We start from the raw sequence: 25623 nt of genomic DNA, 5'->3' as shown, positions 1-25623 counted from the left end.
GTTCCCACGCGGAGCGTGGGAACGAGCGGGTTATGCGCTCTTAGCCGAAGGCAGCTTCGATACCAGGCGCAGCGACACGGTCAGCCCTTCAAGCTGATAGTGCGGGCGCAGGTAGAACTTGGAGTTGTAGTAACCCGGGTTGCCTTCGACGTCTTCCACGATCACCTCGGCGGCGGCCAACGGGTGCTGGGCCTTGGTGGTTTCGGTGGAGTGCGCAGGATCACCGTCGACGTAGTTGAGGATCCAGTCCTGCAACCAGCGCTGCATCTCGTCCTTCTCTTTGAAGGAACCGATCTTGTCGCGCACGATGCACTTCAAGTAGTGAGCGAAACGGCACGTGGCGAACAGGTACGGCAGGCGCGCGGCCAGGTTGGCGTTGGCGGTGGCGTCCGGGTCATCGTATTCGGCCGGCTTCTGCAGCGACTGGGCGCCGATGAACGCGGCGAAGTCGGTGTTTTTCTTGTGCAGCAGCGGCATGAAACCGTTCTTCGCCAGTTCCGCTTCACGGCGGTCGCTGATGGCGATCTCGGTCGGGCACTTCATGTCCACGCCGCCGTCATCGGTTGGGAACGTATGCGCGGGCAGGTTTTCCACTTCGCCGCCCGATTCCACGCCACGGATGCGCGAGCACCAGCCGTAGTGTTTGAACGAGCGGTTGATGTTCACGGCCATCGCGTAGGCGGCGTTGGCCCAGGTGTACTTGGAGCTGTCGGCACCGTCGGTGTTTTCTTCGAAGGCAAAGGCTTCAACCGGGTCGGTCTTGGCGCCGTATGGCAGGCGCGCCAGGAAGCGCGGCATGGTCAGGCCGATGTAGCGCGAGTCTTCCGATTCACGCAGCGAACGCCAGCCCGCGTATTCCGGGGTGGTGAAGATCTTGGTCAGGTCGCGTGGGTTCGACAGTTCCTGCCACGAGCCCATGCCCATCACGGTCGGCGAAGCCGCAGCGATGAACGGGGAGTGCATGGCGGCGCAGACTTTCGACAGCTCGCCCAGCAGCTCGACATCCGGCGGGGACTGGTCGAAGTAGTAGTCGCCGACCAGGCAGCCGTACGGTTCGCCGCCGAACTGGCCGTATTCTTCTTCGTACATCTTCTTGAAGATCGGGCTCTGGTCCCATGCGGTGCCCTTGAATTTCTTCAGGGTCTTGTGCAGGTCCGGCTTGGAGATGTTGAGCACGCGGATCTTCAGCTGCTCATCGCTCTCGGTGTTGTTGACCAGGTAGTGCAGGCCACGCCAGGCGCTTTCCAGCTGTTGGAAGTCCGGGTGGTGGATGATCTGGTTGACCTGGGCAGTCAGCTTGGCGTCGATGGCGGCGATGATCGATTCGATCGATTTGATCGCGTCGTTGGACACCAGGTCAGTCTGGGCCAAGGCCTGTTCAGCCAGGGTGCGCACGGCTGTTTCCACGGCTTCGCGGGCGCGCTCGGTCTTGGGCTTGAACTCTTGCATCAACAGCGAGGCGAACTCGCTGGTTTCTTCGGTAGCGCCCAGGTTCGGCGCGCCTTCGCGGGCGGTATTGTCAGTCATGATTATTGGTCCCCTGCAGGCTTAGGCGCACTGGCAAGTGCCTGAAGCAGTGCCGGGTCCTTGATCGCCTTCATGATGATTTCTTCAGCGCCGGTCTTGCCGTCCATGTAGGTCAGCAGGTTGGCCAGCTGGGTGCGGGCTTCGAGCAATTGGTTCAGCGAGTCGACCTTACGGGCCACGGCGGCCGGGCTGAAGTCGTCCATGCTTTCGAAGGTGATGTCCAGGCTCAGGTTGCCTTCGCCGGTCAGTTCGTTCGGTACGTGGAACGCCACGCGCGGCTGCATTGCCTTGAGGCGGGAGTCGAAGTTATCGACGTCCACTTCAAGGAACTTGCGGTCCGCCACCGGGGCCAGAGGCTCGGCAGGCTTGCCGGCGAGGTCGGCCATCACACCCATCACGAAGGGCAGCTGGACCTTTTTCTCGGCGCCGTAAAGCTCGACGTCGTACTCGATCTGCACTCGAGGCGCGCGGTTGCGCGCGATGAATTTCTGAGAACTTTGCTTCGCCACGTTGCTGCTCCTGGTCGCTTGAGCGACGGTGTTGTTACTGCAAGGCCGGGCGGTTTATTCGCCGTCCGGGCCACGCAGGTTTTCAAATTGGGACATGCCATCGGGGATCAGATTGCGCACGATCGCCGCAAAATCGGCATGCACCAGATGCTTCGCCCGGTTCAACAGCACCGGCAGCGGGCTCGAAGGCTCGTGGCGGGTGTAGTACGCAAGGATTTTGTCGAGGCTGCGCACCACGTCATCACGGCTGGCGATATCGCCAGCCGGGCGCGGTGCGGCAGGGGCAGCGGCGTACTCGACCGAGGGGGCACTGTCGTCACTGACGGCCTCGGGTTCGCTGCTGCCTTGGGGATCTGGAACTGCTTGATTGAGCACTTGCAGCGCCTGCTTGAGCGGTTGCTTCAACAGGCTGAGGTCCACGCCCTGGGCGGAACCGACCTGATCGCTGACCTGCTGCTCGATCGCCTCGCAGGCTGCACGCGCGGCGCTCAAGGCGTCGCGGGTGGCTTGCAGGTGCTCGGGGTCGCTGTCGAGGAACGCGGCGTTCAGTTGCTGGGCGCCGAGCTGTTCGTCGGGGAAATTCATCAGGCCGCTGGCATTCAGCGCGGCGCGCAGGCTCACGGGGCCAAAGGTGCGCGAGCGCGTGAGGATGCTTTCGCGCAGCAGGCGAATGGTCGCGTCGCTGGTCAGGCCGGACAGGGCATTGATGCGCACGGTCGGGTCGTTATCGTCGTCGGCATCCAGGCGTGGATGCAGCTCGGCCCAGTATTGGCGCAGCAGCGCGTCGATCAACGTGAGGACCTGCGCCAGCCCGGCCACGCCCTGGAGTGCGAGGGAGCTTTGCAGCAGGAAATGGGTGATGCGCAGGTCTTTGCTGCGCTGCAACAAGTCGAGGCTTTGCTGCTGGATGCTGCGCCAGTCCGGCGGTTCAGCGGGCAGGATGGAGTCACCCATGCTGCGCTCGGGCTGGCCTTTGGCATCACGCTCCAATTGGAGAAATTGCGCGTCATATTCCATGTCTTCGCCACAGGGCGAAGTCGCGGAAACGGCGGCGAGCAGCAACGGCACATCCACTGAAATTGATCTCCCTATCAGCCCGTTAGATGACGGGCAATTCATGCATTAGTTGCGTAATGAACTTTGCATGTTTTCTTGGTCATATAAGCACAGCGCTACTAATGTGCCATCATTGGTATTCAAGAAGTTGTGCATTTTTGGTGTAGTACTTAGGCCTTGTCAAGGTAAGCTATTCGCCCTCTGTGACAGATGTGCGGTGCTTAACAACCTGCGCGACTGGTGGGTCGAACGGCGTACCGGGACAGGATTTTTGTCATAGAGCCCGGTTAAGATCAGCGATCATGCTGGCATCAGCAGGTTGTGGACGGTCGATTGCACGACCTATGGGGATCTCTCGGGGGACACCGCTCCGGGAGTCGACCGCGCGCGAAGTATCAGCAAGGAGGCAAGATGTCGCTGTGTTTGACTATCACTAGTTATCACAAGATTACCCCAGGGCAGTGCGCCGAAAAGTCCATGAATCAGGGCTCGATGGCGATCGGCCGCAGCTCGGATAATGACTGGGTATTGCCTGACCCTGAGCGTCTGGTGTCTTCACAGCATTGCGTTATTCAATACAAAGATGGCCGTTATTATTTAACCGATAACAGTACAAACGGTGTGGAGTTGGTTAACGCCGGTATCCGCTTGCGCCGAGGTACCAGCGAGCTGCTGCACGATGGCGAGTTGATCCGCATCGGCGATTACGAGATCCAGGCGCGTATCGATTTCAACGTGCAGGCCGTCGACAGCCAGCCGTTTGCCGGCGAGTCACCCAACAGCTTTGAAGCCTTGATGGGCGCCGTGGTGAGTGCGCCGGTGGCGACCCCGGTGATCGCGCCGCAGTTCCACGGCGCTTCGTCGATGGACACCCTGCCGGACCTGTTCGACTTCATCAGCCCCACCGCCGTGCCGCCGCCCACCGTGCCGGACCATGTGCCGTCCCAGCAACACGACTTCCGCCCGCCGACCCCCGTGGCCGTGCCGGTGGTCGAAGCCCCCGTGGCCTCGGGCGCGGTGATTCCCGAAGACTGGGACCTGTTCGGCGACACGCCCGTGCCGGTCGTCAGCGTTGCCCCGCCGCCCGCGCCCGCCGTCCCGTCGCCACCCCCTGCACCGGTCATGGCGCCGCCACCTGTGGTCGAGCCTGTGCTCCCCGTGGCGGACACCGCGCAACAGCCTGATCTGCTGCACGCCTTCCTGCGCGGCGCAGGTCTGGACCAACTGCGCCTGGACAAAGCCCAGGCCGAGGCGCAGATGGAAACCATCGGCCGCAGTTACCGGCTGATGGTCGAAGGCCTGATCGACGTTCTGCGTGCCCGCGCCAGCCTCAAGGGCGAGTTCCGCATGCAGCAGACGATGATCCAGCCCGCCGAAAACAATCCGTTGAAATTCGCCCCGAATGCCGACGAAGCATTACTGCTGCTGCTTCGTCACGGCAACCAAGCGTTTATGGCGCCGGACGTGGCCGTGCGTGACAGTTTCGACGACTTGCGCGCCCACCAGTTGGCCGTGATGGCCGGGGTGGAAGCGGCGATCAAACACCTGCTCACGCGGTTCGAGCCGGCCCAACTGGAAGCGCGCATGGGCAAGCCCGGCGGGCTGTCGAGCATTTTCAACGGCTCGCGTCAGGCCCAGTACTGGCAGCAGTTCACCGAGCTCTACGGCAATATTTCCCGTGAGGCCCAAGAAGACTTCCAGGACCTGTTCGGCCGCGAATTCAGCCGAGCCTACGAAGAACACAGCGCACGACAGCGGCGCTGACAGCACGCCGCAACAATGGATCAACGGATAGTTAAGTACGTCATTGAGGACGCAGGATGATTCCCAGGTTTTTACTCGCAGTCGCCACCGCGCTGCTGCTGACGGCGTGTGCCAAGGACGCCGTCAAACCCCAGGCCCCCGCTGAGGCAGACGCGGACACCGCCGCCGTCGAACTGCACTTCCACGCGATTTCCGGGCTCAACCCCGGCGCCAATGGCCAGGCCGCCCCGGTACGGGTGCGCATTTTCGAACTGAAAAACGCCGCCACCTTCGGCCGTTCCGACTACTTCGCCCTGGCGGACCGCGCCCAATCCACCCTCGGCCTGGACCTGTTGGACCAGGATGAAGTGATGGTGCAACCCGGCCAGCAGTTGAGCATTCAGCGCGACCTCGACCCGTCCACGCGCCAGATCGGCTTGCTGGTGGGGTACCGCGAATTGGACCGCGCGCAATGGCGCACGGTGATCAACGTGCCCGCCCGCCAGTACACCGAATACCAGATCAGCCTTGATGTGCGTGCCGTGCGCGCCGACGTCGTGGTTACCCCATCCAGCCCTGCCCAATAAGAAGCAATCGGAGCCCCCATGTCCTGGAACAATCGTGTGGTCTGGTCGGAAGGCATGTTCATCGGAACGCAGCACTTCCAACAGCATGACCGTTACCTGGAAAACCTGATCGACGCCCGCAGCCGCCCGCTGTCCGCAGGTGCCTGGGGCTTTTCCGAGTTGTTGATCGACCAGGGCCTGCTGGCCCAGGGCAAGCTGGCCATCCTCTCGGCGCGCGGCCTGTTGCCCGACGGCACGCCGTTCAATATCCCCCAGGATGACCTGGCGCCAAGCCCGCTGAACATTGACGACAACCTGCGTGACGGCCTGGTGTACCTGGCCTTGCCACTCAAGCGCGCCGGCGCGCGTGACACGGTGGACGAGGGCGAAGCCCTGGAAGCCGCGCGTTACGTGAGTCAGGTGCGCGAAGTGCGCGACGACAACGCCCCGTTCGAAAACCGCGCGCCGGTAGCCGTGGGGTCGCGGGCGTTGCGCTTGCTGACCGCCCAGGACGGCATCAGCGACTACGCCGCCCTTGGGCTGGTGCGCATCAAGGAAAAGCGCGCCGACCGCGCCTTGGTGCTGGACGACAGTTACATCCCGCCGATATTGGACGTGGTCGCGAGCAAGCCGCTGACCGCGTTTCGCAGCGAGTTGCTGGGCCTGTTGCACCAGCGCGGCGAAGCCCTGGCCGGTCGCGTGGTCGCGTCGGGCGCGGGTGGCGCCTCGGAGATCGCCGACTTCATGCTGCTGCAACTGGTCAACCGTGCCCAGCCGTTGATCCAGCATTTGAACCAGTTGAGCCCGCTGCACCCGGAACGCTTCTTCAGCGAACTGGTGAGCCTGGCCGGTGAGTTCTCGACCTTTTCCACCTCGGGCCGTCGCCCTCAGGAATACCCGCAGTACCAGCACGACGACCTGGCGCTGAGCTTCGCCCCGGTGATGGCGGCCCTGCGCGAAGCGCTGTCGATGCTGATCGACAGCAAAGCCACGCCAATCCCGATCGTGGAGAAAGCTTATGGCATCCACGTGGCGATGCTGGCGGACAAAACCCTGCTCGACAGCGCCAGTTTCATCCTGGTGGTGCGCGCCGACGTGCCCGGCGAAACCCTGCGTGGCCGCTTCGGCCAGCAGAGCAAGGTCGGTGCGGTGGAGCACATCCGCGACATGGTCAACCTGCAACTGCCAGGCATCGGCCTGCTGCCCTTGCCGGTGGCGCCGCGCCAACTGCCGTACCACGCGGGCAGCACCTATTACGAGCTGGACCGGGGCAGCGAGCACTGGCAACAGCTGAGCACTTCCGGCGGTTTTGCCTTCCACATCGCCGGGCAGTTCCCGGGTTTGAACCTGGCCTTCTGGGCGATCCGAGGATAATCCGCGATGCATCCCAATGATGACGACCGCACCCAGTTCATGCCGCGCCCCGGTGGCCGTGCGCCGGAGCCTGCGCGCGCCGAACCGGCCGCTTTGTCGATGCCGGCGGCGCCGATGCTCACCGGCAAAAGCCAGGGCCTCAACCCGCTGGAAAGCGCCGCCGGGCCGCTGCTGGCCTTGCTGACACGCCTGCGCAACACCATCGCCCACCCCGCGCCGGCCAGCCTGCGCGCGCAGTTGCTGGCGTACCTGCGCCAGTTCGAAGAGCGCGCCGAAGCCGCCGGTGTGGCGCGCAACGAAGTGCTGCTGGCCCGCTACGCGCTGTGTACCGCCCTCGATGAAGCGGTGTTGAGCACGCCCTGGGGCAGCACCAGCGAGTGGGGCAAACAAAGCCTGCTGATCACCGTGCACAACGAAGCCTGGGGCGGCGAAAAGGTCTTCCAGCTACTCGACCATTGCCTGCAAAGCCCACGGGAACGCCTGTACCTGCTGGAGCTGTTGTACCTGTGCATGTGCCTGGGGTTCGAAGGTCGCTACCGCGTAATGAACGACGGCCGCAGCCAGCTCGAAGCCCTGCGCGAGCGCACTGCCGCCGCGATTCGCAGCGCCCGTGGCGACCACGAACGCGAGCTGTCGCCGCACTGGCGCGGCGTGACCGTGGCCCGTGACCGCCTGGCGCAATTCATGCCGCCGTGGATCGCCGTGGCAATCGGCCTGGCGCTGCTGCTGGCCTTGCTGTTCACCTTGCGCCTGCTGCTCGCGGCGCAGGCCGAACCGGTGTTCAAGAACATCCATGCCCTGGGCGAGATCCCGGTGCAGGCCATCGACCGTCCCGTGGCGCAGCCCAAGGTCATCGAACGGCCGCGTCTGGCCGGCTTCCTGGCCGAAGACATCAAGGCCGGGCGTGTGGCTGTGGAAGATAAGGTCGACCGCTCGGTGGTGACCATTCGTGGCGATGAGCTGTTCGCGTCGGCCAGCTCCAGCATTGTCGATGCCTACCAGCCGCTGATGCTGCGCATCGCCGATGCCATCCGCAAGGTCAAGGGCCAGGTGCGCGTCACTGGTCACAGCGATAACCGCCCGATCGCCACGCTGCGCTTCCCGTCCAACTGGGCGTTGTCTGAAGCGCGGGCCAAGTCGGTGCTGGAGATCCTTGCGGCCAAGACCGGCCAGGCGGATCGCTTCAGTGCCGAGGGCCGAAGCGACACCGAGCCGCTGGCCACCAACAGCACTGCCGAAGGCCGCGCCCGCAATCGTCGGGTTGAAATCACCGTATTGGCGGAGGGCGTCGAGTGAAGGCGTTTTTCAGTTTCATGATTCGCTGGGTGATCCCGTTGCTGGGCCTGATCGCCCTGAGCCTGATCATCTGGTTTGTGGGGCCGCTGCTTGACGCGCTGGTACCCGAAGGGCGCCGTTGGGCGCTGATCGTTCTGGTGTTCGCGGTGTGGATCACCTACCGCGTGTTCTGCATCATCCAGGCGCGCCGCCAGGCCGCCGAAGTGATGCGCAGCCTGGCCGCAGAGACGCCGGCCGACCCGAACAGCGTGGCCACCGCCGAAGAGCTGTCGAGCCTGCGCCAGCGCATGGACGAAGCCCTGGCGTTGCTCAAGAAAGCCAAGCTCGGCGGTGACGAACGCCGCAATCTCTATGAGCTGCCGTGGTACGTGATCATCGGCCCACCGGGCTCGGGCAAGACCACTGCGCTGGTCAATTCCGGCCTGCACTTTCCGTTGGCTGCCCAGTTGGGCGCTGGTGCGGTACGCGGTGTCGGCGGCACACGCAACTGCGATTGGTGGTTTACCGATCAAGCCGTGTTGCTCGATACCGCCGGCCGCTACACCACCCAGGACAGCAACTCCACGGTGGATAAAGCCGCCTGGCTGGGCTTCCTCGACCTGCTGAAAAAGCAACGCTCGCGCCGCCCTATCGACGGTGCCTTCATTGCCATCAGCCTGTCGGACCTGTTGCTCGGTACCGACGCCGAACGCGCTGCCCACGCGGCCGCGATTCGCCTGCGTATCCAGGAGCTGTACACCCAATTGGGCGTGCGCTTCCCGATCTACCTGATGCTGACCAAGCTCGACCTGGTGCCCGGCTTCATGGAGTTCTTCGACAACCTGAGCAAGGAAGAGCGCGCCCAGGTGTGGGGCATGACCTTTGCCCTGGACGACGGCAAAAACAGCGACAGCCCGCTGGCCCATTTGCAAAGCGAATTCGCCGGCCTCGAGCGGCGCCTCAACGAACGTCTGGTGGAGCGCCTGCAACAGGAACGCGACCCGGCACGGCGCGACCTGATCTACGGCTTCCCGCAGCAGTTCGGTGCATTGAAAGACTGCCTGCAAAGCTTCCTCGAAGGCGTATTCAAACCCAACGCGTTTGAAGAGCGTGTGTTGCTGCGTGGTGTGTATTTCACCAGCGGCACCCAGGAAGGCAGCCCGATTGACCGTCTGATCGGCGCCATGGCCCAAAGCATGAACCTGGATCGCCAGCACCTGGCGCGCCAGAGCGGCACCGGGCGCAGTTACTTCATCGAAAAACTCTTCACCGCCGTGGCGTTCGCCGAGCGCGGGCTGGTGGGCGTCAACCCGAAAGTCGAGCGGCGGCGCAAGTGGATTGCCCGCGGTGTGCTCGCGGCCACCGTGGCGTTGGTGGTGGTGGTCAGCGGCCTATGGTGGGTGAGCTATCGTGCCAACCAGGCGTATATCGCCCAGGTCGATCAGAAGGTCGCGCCCCTGGGCCAGACCGTGCAGAACCTGAGCCCGGCGCAACGCGAAGTGCTGGCCGTGCTGCCGTTGCTCAATGCGGTGAAAAACCTCGCGGGTGATTCGCCAGACTGGTCCGAAGGCCTGGGGCTGTACCAGGGCGACATGCTCGAAGCCGAATCCGCCAGCGTGTACCGCAAGCTGCTGATCGCGGTCTTCGCGCCACGGCTGGTGACGCGTATCGAAGAACAACTGCATGGCGGCGGCAACTCGGACTTCCTTTACGAGGGTCTCAAGGCCTACCTGATGCTGGCCGACAACGAGCACTACGACCCGGACTTCATCAAGGCCTGGATCGCCCTGGACTGGGACCGCAACCTGCCGCGCGATCTGCCGGCCGATCAGCGCCAGGCGTTGACCGGGCACTTGCAGGCACTGTTCGAACGCCACCCGCCGAGCGCGCGCCTGGACCCACGGCTGATCGACGACCTGCGTCGCCAACTGCAGCAGTTGCCGGTGGCCCAGCGTGTCTACGACCGCGTCAAACGGCAGAAACTGCCCGACGGCATCCCGGACTTTCGCCTCAATGAAGCCGCTGGTCGCGACGCCGCGCTGGTGTTCAGCCGTAAAAGTGGCAAGCCGCTCGGCGAGCCGTTGAGCGGGTTCTTCACCGCCAAGGGCTATCGCCAGGCGTTCCTGTTGAGCAGCCTGAACCAGACCGGCACCCTTGCGGAGGAGCAGTGGGTATTGGGCCGTGAACAGGCCGATCAACAGAACGTGGTGAGCCTGGCCGCCGATGTGCGGCGCCTGTACTTTCAGGACTATCAGCGGCAGTGGGATGCGTTACTGGCGGATATCGACTTTGTGCCGATTACCAGTGTCGCCCAGGCGGCCGACGTACTGCGGGTGATCTCCGGGCCGAGTTCGCCGCTGAAAAAGCTGCTGGTGGCGGTGGCCAGGGAAACCGACCTGCAAGCCGAAGAGCGCCAACTGGCGGCCAAAGGTGTGCCGGTGGAAGGTGGTGTGGACAAGCTCAAGGAGCGGCTTGGCAGCCTGCTCGGTCAGGAGCAACCCACCGCCAATGCCCCGCAGGCAGCGGATGACCCGGTGACCGCGCACTTTGCCGAACTCAACAGCATCGTCAGCAAAAACGAAGGCGAGCCGGCGGCCATCGACGGCCTGCTGGCGGACATGAACGCGTTGTATGTGCAGGTCAGTGCCATGGTCGGCGCCAGCGGCGATGCGTTGCTCGGCGAGGCCAAGAACCAGGCCGCTGCGGCCGCCACGCGGGTCAGCCTGAATGCCGAACGCCAGCCGCCGTTGGTGCAGGGCATGGTCAAGTCGGTGGTCAACTCCACCACCAACAGCATGATGGGCGGGGTGCGCAACCAACTGAACGCAGCCTGGGTCAGCGAAGTGGTCAACGTGTATCGCCAGTCGCTGGCCGGGCGCTATCCGATGTCGCCGGGCAGCGCGCGCGATGCCACCCTGGATGACTTCGGCCAGTTCTTCGGTGTGGGCGGGGTGATGGATAACTATTTCCGCAAATACCTGCAGCCGTACGTGGACACCTCCGCGCAGACCTGGCGCTGGCAGCCGGGCGCGGCGCAGAAGCTGGGGATTGCGCCGGGGGTGCTGCAAACCTTCCAGCGCGCGGCGACGATTCGTGATGCGTTTTTCCGCGCCGGCGGCACCCAGCCTATTGTGCGTTTCGAGCTAAAGCCGGTGTCGATGGACCCGACCATCACCCAGTTCCTGCTCGACCTGGACGGCCAGCAATTGAGCTACGACCACGGGCCGAGTCGCCCGGTGGCGATGCAATGGCCGAACCCCGGCAGCATTGGCGTGGTGCGTCTGTCGATCATGCCGCCGTCGGCCAGTGGCCGGTCCGGCGTGACGCTGGACGGCCCGTGGGCGTGGTTTCGCCTGCTGGAGCAATCTGATCTCACCGCCGGCAATTCGCCGGACCGCTTCAACCTGCGCCTGCGGGTAGACGGCGCGAGCATCGCTTACGAGCTGCGCGCCAACAGCGCGTTCAACCCGTTCAAGAGCCGTGTGCTCAGCGGCTTCAGCCTGCCGGAGCGGCTATGACGGTGGTGGGTTTCTACGGCAAGTTGGCCAGCCGCGGAGACTTTGTCAGCCGTGCTTTGCCCCAGAGTTTTGTCGGTCCGTGGGACAGCTGGCTGGCCGAGGGTTTGCTCGCCAGCCAAAACAGCCTGGGTGCTGACTGGCTCAACGCGTACCTGGTCAGCCCGTTGTGGCGCTTTGTTCTGGCGCCGGGCGTGTGCGGACCGGACGCGGCCGCGGGTGTGGTGATGCCGAGTATCGATCGGGTGGGGCGTTATTTCCCTCTGGCAGTGGTGGCCTTGCTCGACCACGACACCAACCCGGCCTCCCTGGTGGGCGGCCCGGACACCTGGTTCGAGCAGGCCGAAGAGCTGCTGCTCAGTACGCTGGATGCCGGCGCCAGCTTTGAAAGTTTTAACGAAGGCCTCGACAACCTGGGCATCCCGGCCAGTGAACAGCGCGCCGTGGACAGCCGCTTTGCCGGCCTGCAGCGCGTCGCCGCGACGCAGCCCCACAGCCGCATGACCGCGCTTGCCGAACAGGCCTGCGACGGTGCCAGCCTGTGGTGGGGGCGTGGCTCGGAACGTATTTCCCCTGGTTTATTGCGGTGTCAGGGCTTGCCTGCCGCCAGTGATTTTGCGCAGTTTTTGCTCGGACAAGAAGGTGTGGTGTAGATGGGGGCGACGTACAAATCGGCGAGCAAAAGTCATGTGGGCATGGTCCGTCAGGTCAACGAAGACGCCTGCCTGAACCTGCCGGAAAACCGTCTGTGGGTAGTGGCCGACGGCATGGGCGGGCATGCGGCGGGCGATTATGTCAGCAGCCTGATTGTCGACAGCCTGCGCAATGTGCCGGTGGGCCGCTCCCTCGACGAATATTCGGCAGCCCTGCGCAATGACCTGATCCGCATCAACGCCGCCGTGCGCGAAGAAACCGCGAACCGTGGCGTGACCATGATGGGCAGCACCGTGGTGGTGCTTGCCGCACGCGGTTTACGTGGTGTGTGCCTGTGGGCCGGTGACAGTCGCTTGTATCGCCTGCGCGACGGCGTGCTCGAAGGCCTCTCGCGCGATCACAGCTACGTGCAGGACCTGCAAGACAGCGGCCTGCTCAGCGAAGCGGATGCCCGCGTGCATCCGCGCGCCAATATCGTCACCCGCGCGGTGGGCGTGGAAGCCCAGCTCGAGGTGGCGGTGCTCGACCTGCTGATCGCGCCGGGCGACAGCTACCTGCTGTGCAGCGACGGCCTGAACAAGACCGTCGAAGATCACGAAATCCGCGAAGTGCTCAGCCACGACGCGCCGGATGAAATCGTGCGCAGCCTGGTGCATCTGGGGCTTAACCGGGGCGCGCCGGACAACATCACCGCCATCGTCGTGAAGGTATCGGCATGAACATTGTGATTCCGGGCTACGACATCGAAGGCGAGATTGGCGAAGGCGCCATGGCCAGCGTGTACCTGGCGACCCAGCGCTCGCTGGAGCGCAAGGTGGCGCTGAAGGTGATGGCGGCGGCGCTGGCGGCCGATCCGACGTTTTGCGAGCGTTTCCTGCGCGAAGGCAAGACTCTGGCGCGCCTGTCGCACCCGCACACCGTGACTATCCATGACATCGGCAATGTCGGTGAGCTGTATTACATGGCCATGGAATACCTGCCCAATGGCACGCTCAAAGAGCGCATCGCCGCTGGCATGACACCTGAGCAGGGCGTGACGCTGATCCGCCAGATCGCCTCGGCCTTGGGTTACGCCCATGCCCAGGGCCTGGTGCACCGTGACGTCAAACCGGCGAATATCCTGTTTCGCGCGGACGGCACGGCTGTGTTGTCCGACTTCGGCATCGCCAAATCACTGGACGATCGCACTCAGTTCACCCAGGCCGGGTTTGCCGTGGGCACACCGAGCTACATGAGCCCGGAGCAGGCGCGGGGCCAGGAGATCGACGGCCGCGCCGACCTGTATGCGTTGGGTGTGGTGATGTATGAAATTCTGGTCGGCAAGCTGCCGTATAACGGCACCGATGCGCTGTCCACGGCGCTGGCGCACCTGACCGAACCGCTGCCGGAATTGCCGGTGCATCACGGCCGTTATCAAGGCGTGCTGCGCAAATTGTTGGCCAAGGACCCGGCCGAGCGCTTCCCGGACGCGGCGGCGTTGTTGCTGGCACTGGACCAACTGCCGATGGAGTCGCCGGAGGCCACGCTGGTGCGGCCGCTGCCGATCCCGATGAATTTTGATCTGGCGGGGATCACCCCGGAGTCCATCGAGATTCCGACCGCCAAACCGCAGCCCGTGCGTCAACCGGTGGTACCGCCCACGCATCACAGCGAGCAGCGCCGTGGGCCGGTGTTGGCGCTGGCGGCGGTGGCCGTGGCCGTTGCCCTGGCCATGGGTGGCGCTTCTTACTGGTGGCTGAGCGGCAGTGACGAACCTGCAAAGCCCGCCAAGCCACTGGCCGCCGTCGTCCCTGCCGTCACACCCCCAGCGGCGGCTGTGGTCGAGGTGGACGGCGGCCAGCGCCCGCTGTTGATGGCCGGCAAAAAGACCCTGTTCCAGCGCGTGCTCAGCAAGCCCGGCGCGGCACTTTCCAGCGACGTCGGCAGTGCGCCAGGCAAAGCCCTGCCGGCGTTCTCTGTGCTCTACGTGTACCAGCGCAAAGACGTCGACGGCCAGCCCTGGGTGCGCGTCGGTGCTGCCACCGATGGGCGCAGCGACGGCTGGTTGCCGGCGTCAAAGGTCAGCGACTGGAAGCAAAGCCTGGTGCTCAAGTTCACCGAGCGCTCGGGCCGTGCGCCGGTGATGTTCCTGCGTCAAGCCGGCGAGGTGGAGAAGCTGCTCGCCGACCCGACCGCCGCCAAAGGTGTGTTGGCCAAGGCGCAGAAAAACCGTGAAGACAACGGGCAGATCCTCGCCCTGGAACCGACGGCCAGCGCCGTGCCGCAGAACCAGTTTTACCTGTTGCCGATCTTCGATTCCAAAGAGAGCTTCGACGAAAACGGCCAGCCGGTGCAGTTGCTCAACGTGGCCTCCATCGACCCCGGCAGCAGTGCGGTGGCCAAGCCCGCCACGCCGGTAATCAACGCCAACGCCGACGCGTTCCGTACCGCCGTGGTGCTGGTGGTGGACACCACGGTGTCGATGCAGCCCTACATCGACCAGATCCGCGACGTGGTCCACGAACTGCAAACCCGCATTGCCGAGCGTGGCGAGCTCGATAGCGTCAGCTTTGGCATGGTGGGCTTTCGCAGCAGCATCAAGAAAACCCCTGGCCTGGAATACGTGGCCAAGACCCTGATCACCCTCGACCAGGGCCGCGACCCGCAACGCTTCCTCGACATGGCGCGGCAGGTCAAAGCCTCCACCGTGTCCAGCCATTCGTTCAACGAAGACGCGTTTGCCGGGGTGATGCAGGCCGTGGATGGCATGGACTGGGCCGGCTACGGCGGGCGCATCATCCTGCTGGTCACCGATGCGGGCGCATTGCGCAAAAACGACCCGTTTGCCGCGACCCAGATGAACGAAGCCGAGGTGCGCCAGGCTGCGTTGGGCAAGCAGATCAAAATCTACGCGCTGCACCTGCGTACCGACGTCGGCAAGAAAACCCACGCCGGTGCCGAAAGCCAGTACCGCGTCCTCACCGCCGATGCCAACCCGCAGATCGGCGACCTGTACACACCAGTGCCGGGGGGCGACGTGCACACCCTGGGTAAGCGTGTCGACGAGATCGGCAGTGTGTTCGCCAATCTGGTGCACCAGGTGCGCAGCAATACTCCGCAGCCAGTGCCCCTGCTTGGGTCGGCGCCAAGCCTGGCGGACAAATCCGCCGCCGTCGGTTACGCCATGCACATGGACTTCCTCGGCCGCAAAACCGCCAGCCAGGCACCGCAGCTGGTCAGCGCCTGGACCGCTGACCGCGACCTGACCAACCCGGCGCTGCCGGCGTTCCAGGTGTGCGTGATGCTGACCAAGTTGCAACTCAACGACCTGCAACAGTCGCTGAAACTGATCGTCGATGCGGCGCGTAAAACCCAGACCTCGCCCAAGGACTTCTTCCAGGAAATCGCCAGCGCCTCGGCCTACATGAGCCGCGACCCGCAAGCCTTGCGCAAGGGCGGCAACCTGGCCGACGGTGGCATCCTCGGCGAATACCTCGAAGGCCTGCCATACCGCAGCAAGTCGCTGAACATGACCCAGGACCTGTGGTTGTCGTTGAGCGTGGCCGAGCAGGAAGACTTTATCGACGAGCTGGACTCGAAAATCCGCCTCTACGAAACCTTCCATAACGACGTGGCCAACTGGGTCCGTTTCGGCGACGCCGAACCGGGCGATGCGTTGTACCGCGTGCCACTGTCGACGCTGCCGTAATGCTGAGCCTGAGCGCGGTGCACAAGAGCCGGGGCGTCGGCAGCCAGCGCTACAGCCTGGTGATCCCGGCGTTGCAGCTGCGCGCGGGCGAGCAACTGGCGATTGTTGGCCCCAGCGGTTGCGGCAAGAGCACGTTGCTGGATCTGCTGGCGCTGGTGCTGGCGCCGGATCAGGTGGGCTGCTTTGAATTCAATCAGCAGGACATCGGTGGGCTGTGGCGCGCCGACCAGCAATCGACCCTGGCCGCCTTGCGCAGCCAACACCTGGGTTATGTACTGCAAACCGGCGGGCTGCTGGAGTTTCTCGATGTGCGCGGCAATATCGCCTTGTCCCGACAGTTGTTGGGCTTGAAGGACGATGGCAGCGTGGCGCGCCTGGCCGAGCAGCTGGAAATCAGCGACCAATTGGCCAAGAGACCCTCGGCGCTCTCGGTGGGGCAACGCCAGCGTGTCAGCTGCGCCCGTGCCCTGGCCCATGCACCGCAATTGGTGCTGGCCGATGAACCGACCGCCTCCCTCGACCCGTTGAACGCCGAGCGCGTGATGCACGCGCTGCTGGCCCAGGCCCGCGAGCACCAGGCGGCCTGTGTGATCGCCACCCATGACGAACCTCTGGTCCGTGGCAGTGGCGTGCAGGTGCGCCGCATCAGTTGCCGTCGCGATGCCGACGGCGGCGTCACCGCCACCCTTGGGCAGGCCTGCTGATGCGCCTCCCCTTGATCGCCTCCCTGGCCTGGCAGGACTACCGCAACGATGCCTGGCTGTCGGCCTGTTCAGTGTTGGCGCTGGTGGCGGTGATCGCGCCGTTGCTGGTGTTATTCGGCCTGAAATTTGGACTGGTTAGCAGTTTGACCGAACGTTTGCAGACCGACCCCGCGACCCGTGAAATTATTCCGCTGGGCGGTGGTCGATTCAGCAGCGCAGCGATCGCGCAACTGGGCCAGCGCCCCGACGTGGCGTTTGCGCTGCCGCGGACGCGGCAGATCGCGGCGACCGCGCAGGTGGGCGCGTTGACCTTGGAGATGCTGCCGACGGCGTCTGGCGATCCGTTATTGGGGGATCTGCCGATGCCCAAGGGCTTGGAGCAGATCGTGCTGAGCCACACCGCTGCCGAGAAGCTTGCGGCCCGATCTGGAGATCTGTTGGAAACCCGCTTCGCCCGCCAGGTTGCAGGACGTGTCGAAGAGCAGCGCACGCGGGTGCAAGTGGTCGCAGTGCTGCCGCTGGAAGCTTTCGCCCGCGATGGCTTGTTTGCCGACCTGGGCCTGCTTGAGGCGGCGGAAGATTACCGCGATGGTCGTGCTGTACCGGCGTTGGGGTGGGCGGGTGCCGAGGTGGCGGTGGACGAGCAGCGTGTGTATCCGGCGTTTCGCCTGTATGCCCGCAGCCTTAACGATGTGGAGCCGCTGCGGTTGTATTTCGCCGGGCAGAATCTGTTGGTCTCGACCCAGGCGAATACCATCGCCCAGGTGCAGTCGTTAAGCCGCAACCTGTCGATCGTGTTTTGGGTGATCGCCGGGTTGGCGCTGGCGGGGGCCTTTGCGGCGATCTTTGCCGGGGCTCTGGCCGCTGTGGCGCGCAAGCGCCGGGAATTGTCCGTGCTGCGCCTGTTGGGGTTTTCCACCGGCGCGCTGTTGTTGTTTGTGGTGGTCCAGGCGCTGTACAGCGCAGGGGTCGCGGCGGTGCTCAGTGCCGGCCTGTATGGCCTGGCGGAGGCGGGATTGAACACGTTATTTGTGCAGGTGCCGGGCGAACACGCCAGCCACCTGTTGGCGCGTCACTACGGCCTGGCCCTGGTTGCCGTCCTCGGCGTCAGCGCCGTGGCGGCGGCCTGTGGTGGTTGGCGAGTGGCGCGGATCCAGGCTTCTGAAGGAATCAGAGATGTATAAGTTACTGGGCGCCGCTGTGGCGCTGAGCCTGGCCTCGATGGCCTGGGCCGATGAAGCCAGCGATAAGCTGGACAACCCCAAGCCGTTGCCGGGCGACGTGAGCCTGCCGCTGCCGTGCGAAGGCAACATGGTGTTCCGTTACGCCTACGTGCTGGCCCAGGGCACTCTGGACGACCGCGAAATCAGCCTTGGCTATCCTTTTGCCGAAGGCGAGGCGGGTTATCAGCAGTCGTTTATCTCTGGCTACCGCCGCGACTTTATCAACGGCCAATTCACCCTCAAGGACTTGCCTGAAGACTGGAACAAGGCCATCGCGCCCTTGATGCCGAAGACCGACGCCAAGACCCCGCTCAAACCCATGTTCTATTTCATCGGCAAGTACGAAGTGACCGCGCGCCAGTACGCTCAGGTGATGGCGCAGGCGCAGTCCCTGGCCAGCGGCGAACCGGCGCCGGCGTGTGATGCACCCACCGGCATGGCCGGGCGTTTGCCCAAGGTGAAGCTGTCGCGTTTTGAAGCCGAACGCTTCTCGGCGGTGTACAGCGCCTGGTTGATGAAATACCACCGCGAATTGCTGCCGGTCAGCGGTCGCGGTTCGTCGGCCGACGACGGTGGCCTGGGCTTTGTGCGCCTGCCCACCGAAGTGGAATGGGAGTTCGCCGCGCGTGGTGGCCAGGCAGTGAGTCGTCAGGATCTGGAAGGTCGCCTGTTCCCGCGCCGCGCCGAAGGCAGCGAAAGCGATGGCCCGCTGGGCGATTACGCAGTGTTCAACCAGGTGGCCGGCGGCACCGGCCAGGCCGCGCGCCTGATGCCCATCGGTACCAAATTGCCTAACCCGATCGGGATGTTCGACGTGATCGGCAACGCGGCGGAAATGGTCCAGGAATCCTTCCAACTGGTGCACGCCGGGCGCCGCCAGGGCACCTACGGCGGTTTTGTGGTTAAGGGCGGCAACTACCTGGAAGGCGAGGGCACATTGTTCACCGGCATGCGCCGCGAATACCCACTGTTTGCCGCCGACGGCACCGAGCAAAGCAACGAGACTACGGGGTTCCGCGTGGCCATTGGTGCGCTGTCGGCGCCGCGTTCGCGCTACAAGGAGCTGTTTGCGCAATGGCAAAAGGAAGGCCGCCTGGCCTCGCTCACCGACGCCATCGACGACGCCCAGGACCCCACCAAACGCCTGGACAGCATCATCGCCGCCAGTGTCGACCCCAAGCTGCAAGCTGAACTGGGGCTGGTTAACGAAGAGCTCAAGCGCAACGTCTCACTGATCGCCCAGCAACGCGAGGAGGCGGCGGGCAACCTGATTCAGTCGGCCGCGTTGGTGGCCGAAACCATCGGCAACTACAACATTCGCCTGGCCAACCTGCAAAAAAGTCGTCAGCAGGCCTTGGACAACAAGGACGAGGCCAGCGCGGCGCTGTTTGCCACGGCCATCGACAACGGGCGCAGCGCCCTCGACGGTGCGGTGGCGATTTACATCGACAACCTGGCCACCGGCACGCGCTACACCGATGCGGTGATCCAGGCGCAGTTTCAACGCATCAAGGAAGAGTTGGATCGCAAGCCAGTGCTCGGCAAGAGCCTGGTGACGCGCGCGACACTGTTCGTCCGCCATGTCGGCAATTACCGCAAACAACAGCGGGCCGATCCGGCGACGATCTTGAAGGAATTGCTCGCAGCGAGCGGTCAGCGGTCTTGACCGTTGGTTGCAGCGAGCTTGGAAGGGACTCAGGCGGCGGTTGCCGTGCTGGGCAAGTCAAACTTAAAAGAGAACACAACTTATGCTTTTTTCCCGTAAGGCGGTTTCCAAGCGTCATCTGCTGCTGATTGCCGCCGGCTTCAGCACCGTGTTGACAGGTTGCGCCACATCGCCGGCCTCCAAGGTCGCATCCAGCACCAAAGTCGAGTACTACCCCAACTGCTACGAGCCGGTGCAGCACCTGCGCGCCACCGATTCAGACATGACCAAGTCGGTCGTGACCGGCGCTGCCATCGGTGCGGCCGGCGGTGCCCTGCTGGGCGCCCTGACCGGCGACTCCGAAAAGCGTGGCCGTAATGCCGCGATCGGCGCGGCCGGTGGTGCATTGGCCGGCGGCGCGGCGGGTTACTACACCGAGCGTCAGAAGCAGATCAGCGATGACAACCAGCGCATTGCGTCGTACTCCGCGGACTTCAACAAAAGCGCGTCCGACATCGACCGCAGCACCGCCTACGCCAAGGCGTCGCAGCAGTGCTACCAGAGCGCCTTCACCAAGCTGGTCGCCGACCGCAAAGCCAAGACCGTCAACGACACCGAAGGCCGCAAGCGCCTGGCGGAAATCGTCTCGGGCCTGAAGGAATCCAACGACCTGATCGTTGCGGTCAACGGTAAAGCCAGCGAAGACCTGAACAACTACACCCAGGCCTACGAGAAAGACCTGCAACAAGTCGGCGTGCAGCGTAACGATGTGGTCACCGTGGCCACCGCCGACACCGCACCGGTCGTGGCACCGACCAAAGGCAAAAAAGCCGTGAAACCGGCGAAAAAGCCAGTACTGCCGACCGTGCCGAAAGAGGCGGTCACCACCGAGAAGAGCATCCAGACCGTGCAGGCCAAGCAAGCTGAAAGCAAGCAGGTCGCCAGCGCCGGCAAGGCACAGATCGAAGGCACCTGCCGCGATCCAAACCTGGCCGACTGGGCACCGGTACCTTGCCCTAACGTTTAAGTAACATGTTGCTATAAGCGTTAAACGCCTGCCGATCTCCTGCTAAAGCGCGAGGTCGGTGGCGTTCTGCCTGCAAATCGTTACACTGCTGCGGCCACTTAATAATTACACCGAGGCCGTGTGCATGAAATTTCGTCTTCTCCTGTGGGTGCTGGGCCTGATGATGGGCAAAGCCAGCCGCACCAATCCTGCCTTCCAGCAACAGTTGGGTGATAAAGACCTGGCGTTCCAGTTGCAGACCCTCGACGGCAAGGTCGCCCGTCACTTCATCGTCAAAAACCAGCGCATCACCAGTCGCTCCGGGGTTCACCCGGCGCCGGCGTTCGCGATTGCATTCAAGGATGCGGCCTACGGCTTCGCCACGATGCAGGCGAAGAACAAGCAACTGGCGTTCATGACGGGGATTCAGGACAAGTCGATCCAGATCAAGGGCAACCCGGCGCTGGTGATCTGGTTTCAGGGGTTGACCAAGTATTTGAAGCCGAAGAAAAACAAGCCGGCCTGACAGAGAGCCAGGCGATGGGGCATGCCCGCTTACCACAAGCCCAGCTAGCCCCGGCAGTGTGTCAGGGTTGGGTGAACTGCGACGCCAGTTCACGCAACAGCACTTCGGCGTCGAGTACCTTGCCTACCACTTCTTCGGCCTTTTCACGGCTCAAGCCCAGGCGCTCCAGCAGTACGTCCGGAATCGCTTCATCCGGCCCGGAGCCGATACCGCGGCTGCGCAGCAGGCGCACGGCCAGGCACACCAGATTCGGGTATTCGGCGTATTGGCCGTCGTAGGTAGGGTCGTGCTGGAAGCGCAGGGCAGTGGACAGTTCGTCCGGCATGTCCCAGTAGCGCATCAGCCAGGCACCGATCTGTTCGCGGCTGATCCCCAGCAGGTGCTGTTCCACGTAGCTATGGCACAGGTGCGGGTTGACCTCCAGGTGGCGGCAGATCAATGAAAAGTGCGGAGGGAACACGTGGGCCAGCAGCAGGTAGCCGAAGTTGTGCAGCAGGCCGGCCAGGTAGGTCAGGCCGGCTTCCGGACGCTGGGCACGGGGCATGGCACGGGTCAGGCCTTCGATTACGGCCGCCGTGTAGATCGACTGATGCCAGTACGGCGTGGCCTGGTGCGGGTGGTCCTTGGGCAGGCTCAAGGTCTTGCCCAGGGCAAGGCCCAGCGCCAGGTTGATCACCAGATCAAAGCCCAGCACACGCACGATGGCGTCTTCGACCGAGCGGATTTTGCCCGGTGACGCGTAGTACGGCGATGCCGCCCAACTCACCACTTGCGCTGCCAGGGCTGGGTCGGTTTCGACTACGCCGGTGATGTCGTCGATGGTCGCATTGGGGTCGACCCGCAGCTTGATGATCTTCTGCGCGGTGTCGGCCAGAGGTGGGATCTCGATCGTCGCTTCCAGGCGCTGCTGGATACGACGGGCGGTGAACGCCTGCATCGCCTGGGTGATTTCCTCGCGGTCATCGTTGGGGCGGTCGAGGTTGGGACGAATGTTACTCAGCGGCTCGCCAAACTGCGCGGCACTGGCCTTGGTGAGCATGGTCTTGAAGGCATCGCTGGAGATTTCCAGCAACAACCCGGCTTCGCCCGAATGCACCAGCAGACTCGGCTCGTTGAGCAGGCTGCCTTCATACAGGCATGGCGAACTGGTGAGTGCCGGCAGGCCCGGCAGCAGGCTCAGGTCGTGCTTGGCCAGCATGCGCTCGATACGGTCGGGCGATACGGAGGTGAGGCGGCGGCCGGTAAGTTCGGCGAGGCGGTTGAGGTCCAGTAACTGGTTCTGAGGAAACAGCACCATGAGTGCCCCCACCGCATCTTCCAGCAACACGGCCTGGACCTTTCGCGCAGGATTCAGGCCAGGTTGTTCGACCACTTCCGTGTAGCTGATGGCTAGCTTGGCGAGCAGGGTCCGAATGACCGGCGGTGCGGTCAGCGGGGCTGTGGCGAGGGCGACTTCTGACATGGCCTGATCCAAATTCGTACAGTCACCGAAGTATAACCAGCTTGGTACAGGTGTAGGTCGCTTAAGTGAGTTCGACGTCACACTTGGCCGTATTGCTGCCCATGGCGCAGCCAGCGATCCAGCAGCGGGCTCACGTGATCCGGCCAGCGCTCCAGCAAGGCCTGGGCCGCGTCGCGCACGGCCGGCAGCAGGTCGGCGTCGCGCATCAGGTCGGCGACCTTGAATTGCAACAGACCGGTCTGGCGGGTGCCGAGCATTTCACCGGGGCCGCGCAGTTCGAGGTCTTTTTCGGCGATGACAAAACCGTCGTTGGTCTCGCGCATGATGCCCAGGCGCTGGCGGCCGATCTGCGACAGCGGCGGGTGATAAAGCAACACGCAGTGGCTGGCGGCGCTGCCCCGACCCACGCGGCCGCGCAATTGGTGCAGTTGCGCCAGTCCCAGGCGCTCGGGGTTCTCGATGATCATCAGGCTGGCGTTGGGCACGTCCACGCCGACTTCAATCACCGTGGTGGCCACCAGCAGTTGCAGGTTGCCGGCCTTGAATTCGGCCATCACCGCGGCTTTTTCGGCGGGCTTCATGCGCCCGTGGATCAGCCCGACCTTGAGTTCGCCCAGGGCACTGGTGAGGTCCTCAAAGGTGGTTTCGGCGGCCTGGCAGGTCAGCTCTTCGGACTCTTCGATCAGGGTGCACACCCAGTAGGCCTGTCGCCCCTCGGCGCAGGCCCCGCGTACCCGCTCGATGACTTCCACGCGCCGGGTGTCGGTGACCAGCACGGTGTTGACGGGCGTACGACCGGGCGGCAGTTCGTCGAGGATCGAGGTGTCGAGGTCGGCGTAGGCGCTCATGGCCAGGGTGCGCGGGATCGGCGTGGCGGTCATGATCAACTGGTGCGGGTTCATGCGCCCGCCGACGCCTTTCTGGCGCAGCGCCAGGCGCTGTTGCACGCCGAAGCGGTGCTGTTCGTCGATGATCACCAGGGCCAAGTTCTTGAACTGCACCTCGTCCTGGAACAAGGCGTGGGTGCCCACCACCATCGGTGCGCCAGCGGCGATCTGTTCCAGCGCCGCTGCACGGGTCTTGCCCTTGAGCTTGCCGGCCAGCCACGCCACTTCCAGGCCCAGGGGCTCGAGCCAGCGTTTGAAGGTGATGAAGTGCTGTTCGGCAAGGATCTCGGTGGGCGCCATCAGCGCCACTTGGTAACCGGCTTCCAGGGCCTGCAGGGCGGCGAGGGCGGCGACTACGGTTTTGCCCGCGCCCACGTCACCCTGGATCAGTCGCAGCATCGGCTCCTGCTGGCTGAGGTCATAGGCGATTTCGTTGCCCACGCGCTGCTGGGCGCCGGTAGGGGCAAAGCCGAGGTTGGCCAGGTACTGCGCCGGCAGGCGCGTGGCTTTGGGCATCGCCGGTGCGCGCAGGGAACGCATGCTTTCGCGCAGGCGTTGCTGGGACAGTTGATGGGTCAGCAGTTCTTCGAACGCCAGGCGGTGCTGGGCCCAATGATGACCCAGGGCCAGTTCGTCGACATCGGCGTCGGCTGGCGGGTTGTGCAGGTAGCGGATCGCATCGTCCAGCGGCGCCAGTTGGTAGTCGCGGGCCAGTTCCAGCGGCAGCCAGTCGGGCAGGCTTTTTGGGCCGAGCAGGCTCAGGGTCTGCATGCACAACTGGCGCAGACGTTGCTGGGTCAGGCCTTCGGTGAGCGGGTAGATGGGCGTGAGGGTGGTGTCCACCGGCGGCGGTTCGTCACCGGTGATTGCCCGGTATTCGGGGTGGTAGATTTCCAGGCCGGATGCACCTGGGCGTGCTTCGCCATAGCAGCGCACGCGGGTGCCGCGCTTTAGGCCATCCTTTTGCGCGTTGCTGAAGTGGTAGAAGCGCAGGCTCAGCCCGCCGGTGCCGTCCTGCAGGCGCACCACCAGGCTGCGGCGCTTGCCCATTACTACGTCGGCACCGCTGACGGTGCCTTCGACCACCGCGTCCTGCCCAGGCCGCAACTGGCCGATGGGCACCACGCGGGTGCGGTCCTGATAACGCAGGGGCAGATGGAAGAGCACGTCCTGAAGATTTTCCAGGCCGACCTTGGCCAGTTTCTCGGCCATGGCTTCACCGACACCCTTGAGGGCCGTGACCGACACCTGCGACAGCTCGCTCATACGGTTGATCAGCTCGCGGCAGCAGCCGGCGGCTTGGCCACCGAGCACAGGCGGATCGAGTCGGCGAGGATCTCAATTGCCTTGGGCCGAGGGAAGCTGGCGCGCCAGGCGATCGCCACGGTGCGGAACGGCACTGGCGGTGTGAGGGGGCGCACTTCGATCACGCCGGGGGCGTAGTGATGGCTGTCCACTGCCGACAGCGGCAGGATCGAGATGCCCAGGCCAGAGGCGACCATATGGCGAATGGTTTCCAGGGAACTGGATTCCACGGTGGTGTGTTTGGCGCCGTCGTTGCCCTTGGTCAGCGTCGGGCAGGCTTCCAGCACCTGGTCGCGGAAGCAGTGGCCTTCGCCCAGCAGCAGCAGGCTCTTGTCATTGAGCAGGCCGGCGTCGATGGTGGTTTTTTGCGTCCACGGGTGAGAGGCCGGCATCAGCACCTGGAACGGCTCATCGTAGAGCTGCAGGGTGAGTACGTCCGCCTCGTTGAACGGCAGGGCGATGATGATCGCGTCCAGCTCGCCATTGCGCAGTTTGTCGCGCAGCACGTGGGTGAAGTTTTCTTCGATATACAGCGGCATCTGCGGCGCGACGCGGTGCAGTTGCGGGATCAGGTGCGGGAACAGGTAAGGGCCGACGGTGTAGATGGCGCCGACTTTCAGCGGGGCGGTCAGTTGGTTCTTGCCGGCCTGGGCCAGCTCGCGAATGCTCTGCGCCTGTTCCAGGACTTTTTGGGCCTGGGCCACGATGCCTTCGCCTACCGGGGTGAGGCGCACGGCGCTCTTGCTGCGCTCGAAAATCAGCACACCGAGTTCGTCTTCAAGCTTTTTCACGCCCACCGAGAGGGTCGGTTGGCTGACGTGGCAACGCTCGGCCGCATGGCCGAAGTGTTGCTCTTGGGCGAGGGTAACGATGTAGCGTAATTCTGTAAGAGTCATAGCGGGCGTCCATGAGGTTGCGGGCCAAGCATACCGGCTGCAATCGATAGACGCACGTTATC

19 protein-coding genes are annotated in these 25623 nt (G+C 64.1%); 13 read left to right on the top strand and 6 right to left on the bottom strand.

Annotation, left to right across the window (positions count from 1 at the left end; all coding sequences use genetic code 11):
• Nucleotides 1-30 precede the first annotated feature (30 nt).
• Genes tssC through tssA form a run of 3 tightly spaced genes read right to left on the bottom strand, consistent with a single transcriptional unit; the run spans nucleotide 31 to nucleotide 3110 of the window.
• Entirely contained in the window at nucleotides 31-1527 is a 1497-nt protein-coding gene (gene tssC, locus PSH59_RS25580) for a type VI secretion system contractile sheath large subunit (RefSeq protein WP_248081874.1), read from the bottom strand.
• Between the two features lie 2 nt (nucleotides 1528-1529).
• Complete coding sequence (tssB, locus tag PSH59_RS25575; protein ID WP_010207547.1) at nucleotides 1530-2036, bottom strand: type VI secretion system contractile sheath small subunit; 507 nt, start codon at nucleotides 2034-2036, stop codon at nucleotides 1530-1532.
• 54 nt (nucleotides 2037-2090) lie between these two features.
• Entirely contained in the window at nucleotides 2091-3110 is a 1020-nt protein-coding gene (gene tssA, locus PSH59_RS25570; RefSeq protein WP_305393951.1) for a type VI secretion system protein TssA, read from the bottom strand.
• Nucleotides 3111-3503: 393 nt separating this feature from the next.
• Between tssA and tagH the strand changes: the two genes are divergently transcribed.
• From tagH to PSH59_RS25505, 13 genes are all read left to right on the top strand, one after another.
• On the top strand, nucleotides 3504-4856 hold the full coding sequence (gene tagH / locus PSH59_RS25565; protein ID WP_305393950.1) for a type VI secretion system-associated FHA domain protein TagH: 1353 nt from the start codon (nucleotides 3504-3506) through the stop codon (nucleotides 4854-4856).
• A 56-nt stretch (nucleotides 4857-4912) separates the two neighbouring features.
• On the top strand, nucleotides 4913-5422 hold the full coding sequence (gene tssJ / locus PSH59_RS25560) for a type VI secretion system lipoprotein TssJ (protein ID WP_248081870.1): 510 nt from the start codon (nucleotides 4913-4915) through the stop codon (nucleotides 5420-5422).
• An 18-nt stretch (nucleotides 5423-5440) separates the two neighbouring features.
• Nucleotides 5441-6775: a type VI secretion system baseplate subunit TssK gene (tssK, locus tag PSH59_RS25555; RefSeq protein WP_305393949.1), complete on the top strand. Its 1335-nt coding sequence runs from the start codon at nucleotides 5441-5443 to the stop codon at nucleotides 6773-6775.
• Nucleotides 6776-6781: 6 nt separating this feature from the next.
• Complete coding sequence (locus PSH59_RS25550) at nucleotides 6782-8071, top strand: DotU family type VI secretion system protein (RefSeq protein ID WP_248081861.1); 1290 nt, start codon at nucleotides 6782-6784, stop codon at nucleotides 8069-8071.
• Nucleotides 8068-11568 carry a type VI secretion system membrane subunit TssM gene (gene tssM, locus PSH59_RS25545; RefSeq protein ID WP_305393948.1) on the top strand — a complete coding sequence of 1167 codons (3501 nt, stop codon included), beginning with the start codon at nucleotides 8068-8070 and terminating at the stop codon, nucleotides 11566-11568. The genes PSH59_RS25550 and tssM overlap by 4 nt, the downstream gene beginning before the upstream one ends.
• Complete coding sequence (tagF, locus tag PSH59_RS25540; protein ID WP_305393947.1) at nucleotides 11565-12218, top strand: type VI secretion system-associated protein TagF; 654 nt, start codon at nucleotides 11565-11567, stop codon at nucleotides 12216-12218. Before tssM ends, tagF begins: the two co-directional genes overlap by 4 nt.
• Nucleotides 12219-12938 (top strand): PP2C family serine/threonine-protein phosphatase, encoded by a 720-nt coding sequence (locus PSH59_RS25535; RefSeq protein ID WP_305393946.1) that lies wholly within the window; start codon nucleotides 12219-12221, stop codon nucleotides 12936-12938.
• On the top strand, nucleotides 12935-15907 hold the full coding sequence (locus tag PSH59_RS25530; RefSeq protein WP_305393945.1) for a serine/threonine-protein kinase: 2973 nt from the start codon (nucleotides 12935-12937) through the stop codon (nucleotides 15905-15907). The genes PSH59_RS25535 and PSH59_RS25530 overlap by 4 nt, the downstream gene beginning before the upstream one ends.
• Nucleotides 15907-16611, top strand: coding sequence for an ABC transporter ATP-binding protein (locus tag PSH59_RS25525; protein ID WP_305393944.1), 705 nt, complete (start codon nucleotides 15907-15909; stop codon nucleotides 16609-16611). Before PSH59_RS25530 ends, PSH59_RS25525 begins: the two co-directional genes overlap by 1 nt.
• A complete protein-coding gene (locus tag PSH59_RS25520; RefSeq protein WP_305393943.1) occupies nucleotides 16611-17795 on the top strand; it encodes an ABC transporter permease in 1185 nt (394 codons plus the stop codon). The genes PSH59_RS25525 and PSH59_RS25520 overlap by 1 nt, the downstream gene beginning before the upstream one ends.
• Nucleotides 17788-19500 (top strand): SUMF1/EgtB/PvdO family nonheme iron enzyme, encoded by a 1713-nt coding sequence (locus PSH59_RS25515; RefSeq protein WP_248081846.1) that lies wholly within the window; start codon nucleotides 17788-17790, stop codon nucleotides 19498-19500. The genes PSH59_RS25520 and PSH59_RS25515 overlap by 8 nt, the downstream gene beginning before the upstream one ends.
• An 82-nt stretch (nucleotides 19501-19582) precedes the next feature.
• The gene (tagQ, locus tag PSH59_RS25510) at nucleotides 19583-20506 is read left to right on the top strand and encodes a type VI secretion system-associated lipoprotein TagQ (RefSeq protein ID WP_248081845.1); all 924 of its coding nucleotides are present in this window, start codon (nucleotides 19583-19585) and stop codon (nucleotides 20504-20506) included.
• A gap of 124 nt (nucleotides 20507-20630) precedes the next feature.
• Entirely contained in the window at nucleotides 20631-21011 is a 381-nt protein-coding gene (locus tag PSH59_RS25505; RefSeq protein ID WP_305393942.1) for a helicase, read from the top strand.
• A 61-nt stretch (nucleotides 21012-21072) separates the two neighbouring features.
• Here PSH59_RS25505 and PSH59_RS25500 read toward each other — a convergent pair whose 3' ends face one another.
• The 3 genes from PSH59_RS25500 to PSH59_RS25490 form a co-directional block, all read right to left on the bottom strand.
• Nucleotides 21073-22473: an aminoacyl-tRNA deacylase and HDOD domain-containing protein gene (locus PSH59_RS25500; RefSeq protein WP_248081833.1), complete on the bottom strand. Its 1401-nt coding sequence runs from the start codon at nucleotides 22471-22473 to the stop codon at nucleotides 21073-21075.
• 77 nt (nucleotides 22474-22550) lie between these two features.
• Nucleotides 22551-24626, bottom strand: a complete 2076-nt coding sequence (gene recG, locus PSH59_RS25495) for an ATP-dependent DNA helicase RecG (RefSeq protein WP_248081841.1) — start codon at nucleotides 24624-24626, stop codon at nucleotides 22551-22553.
• Nucleotides 24627-24634: 8 nt separating this feature from the next.
• Entirely contained in the window at nucleotides 24635-25561 is a 927-nt protein-coding gene (locus PSH59_RS25490; protein ID WP_305393941.1) for a hydrogen peroxide-inducible genes activator, read from the bottom strand.
• Nucleotides 25562-25623: the final 62 nt, after the last annotated feature.

Origin of the sequence: Pseudomonas sp. FP2309 (assembly GCF_030687575.1) — a bacterium.
Taxonomy (GTDB): Bacteria; Pseudomonadota; Gammaproteobacteria; order Pseudomonadales; family Pseudomonadaceae; genus Aquipseudomonas.
The sequence above is the reverse complement of the archived record's forward strand: the minus strand, read 5'-3'. Positions and strand labels throughout refer to the sequence as shown.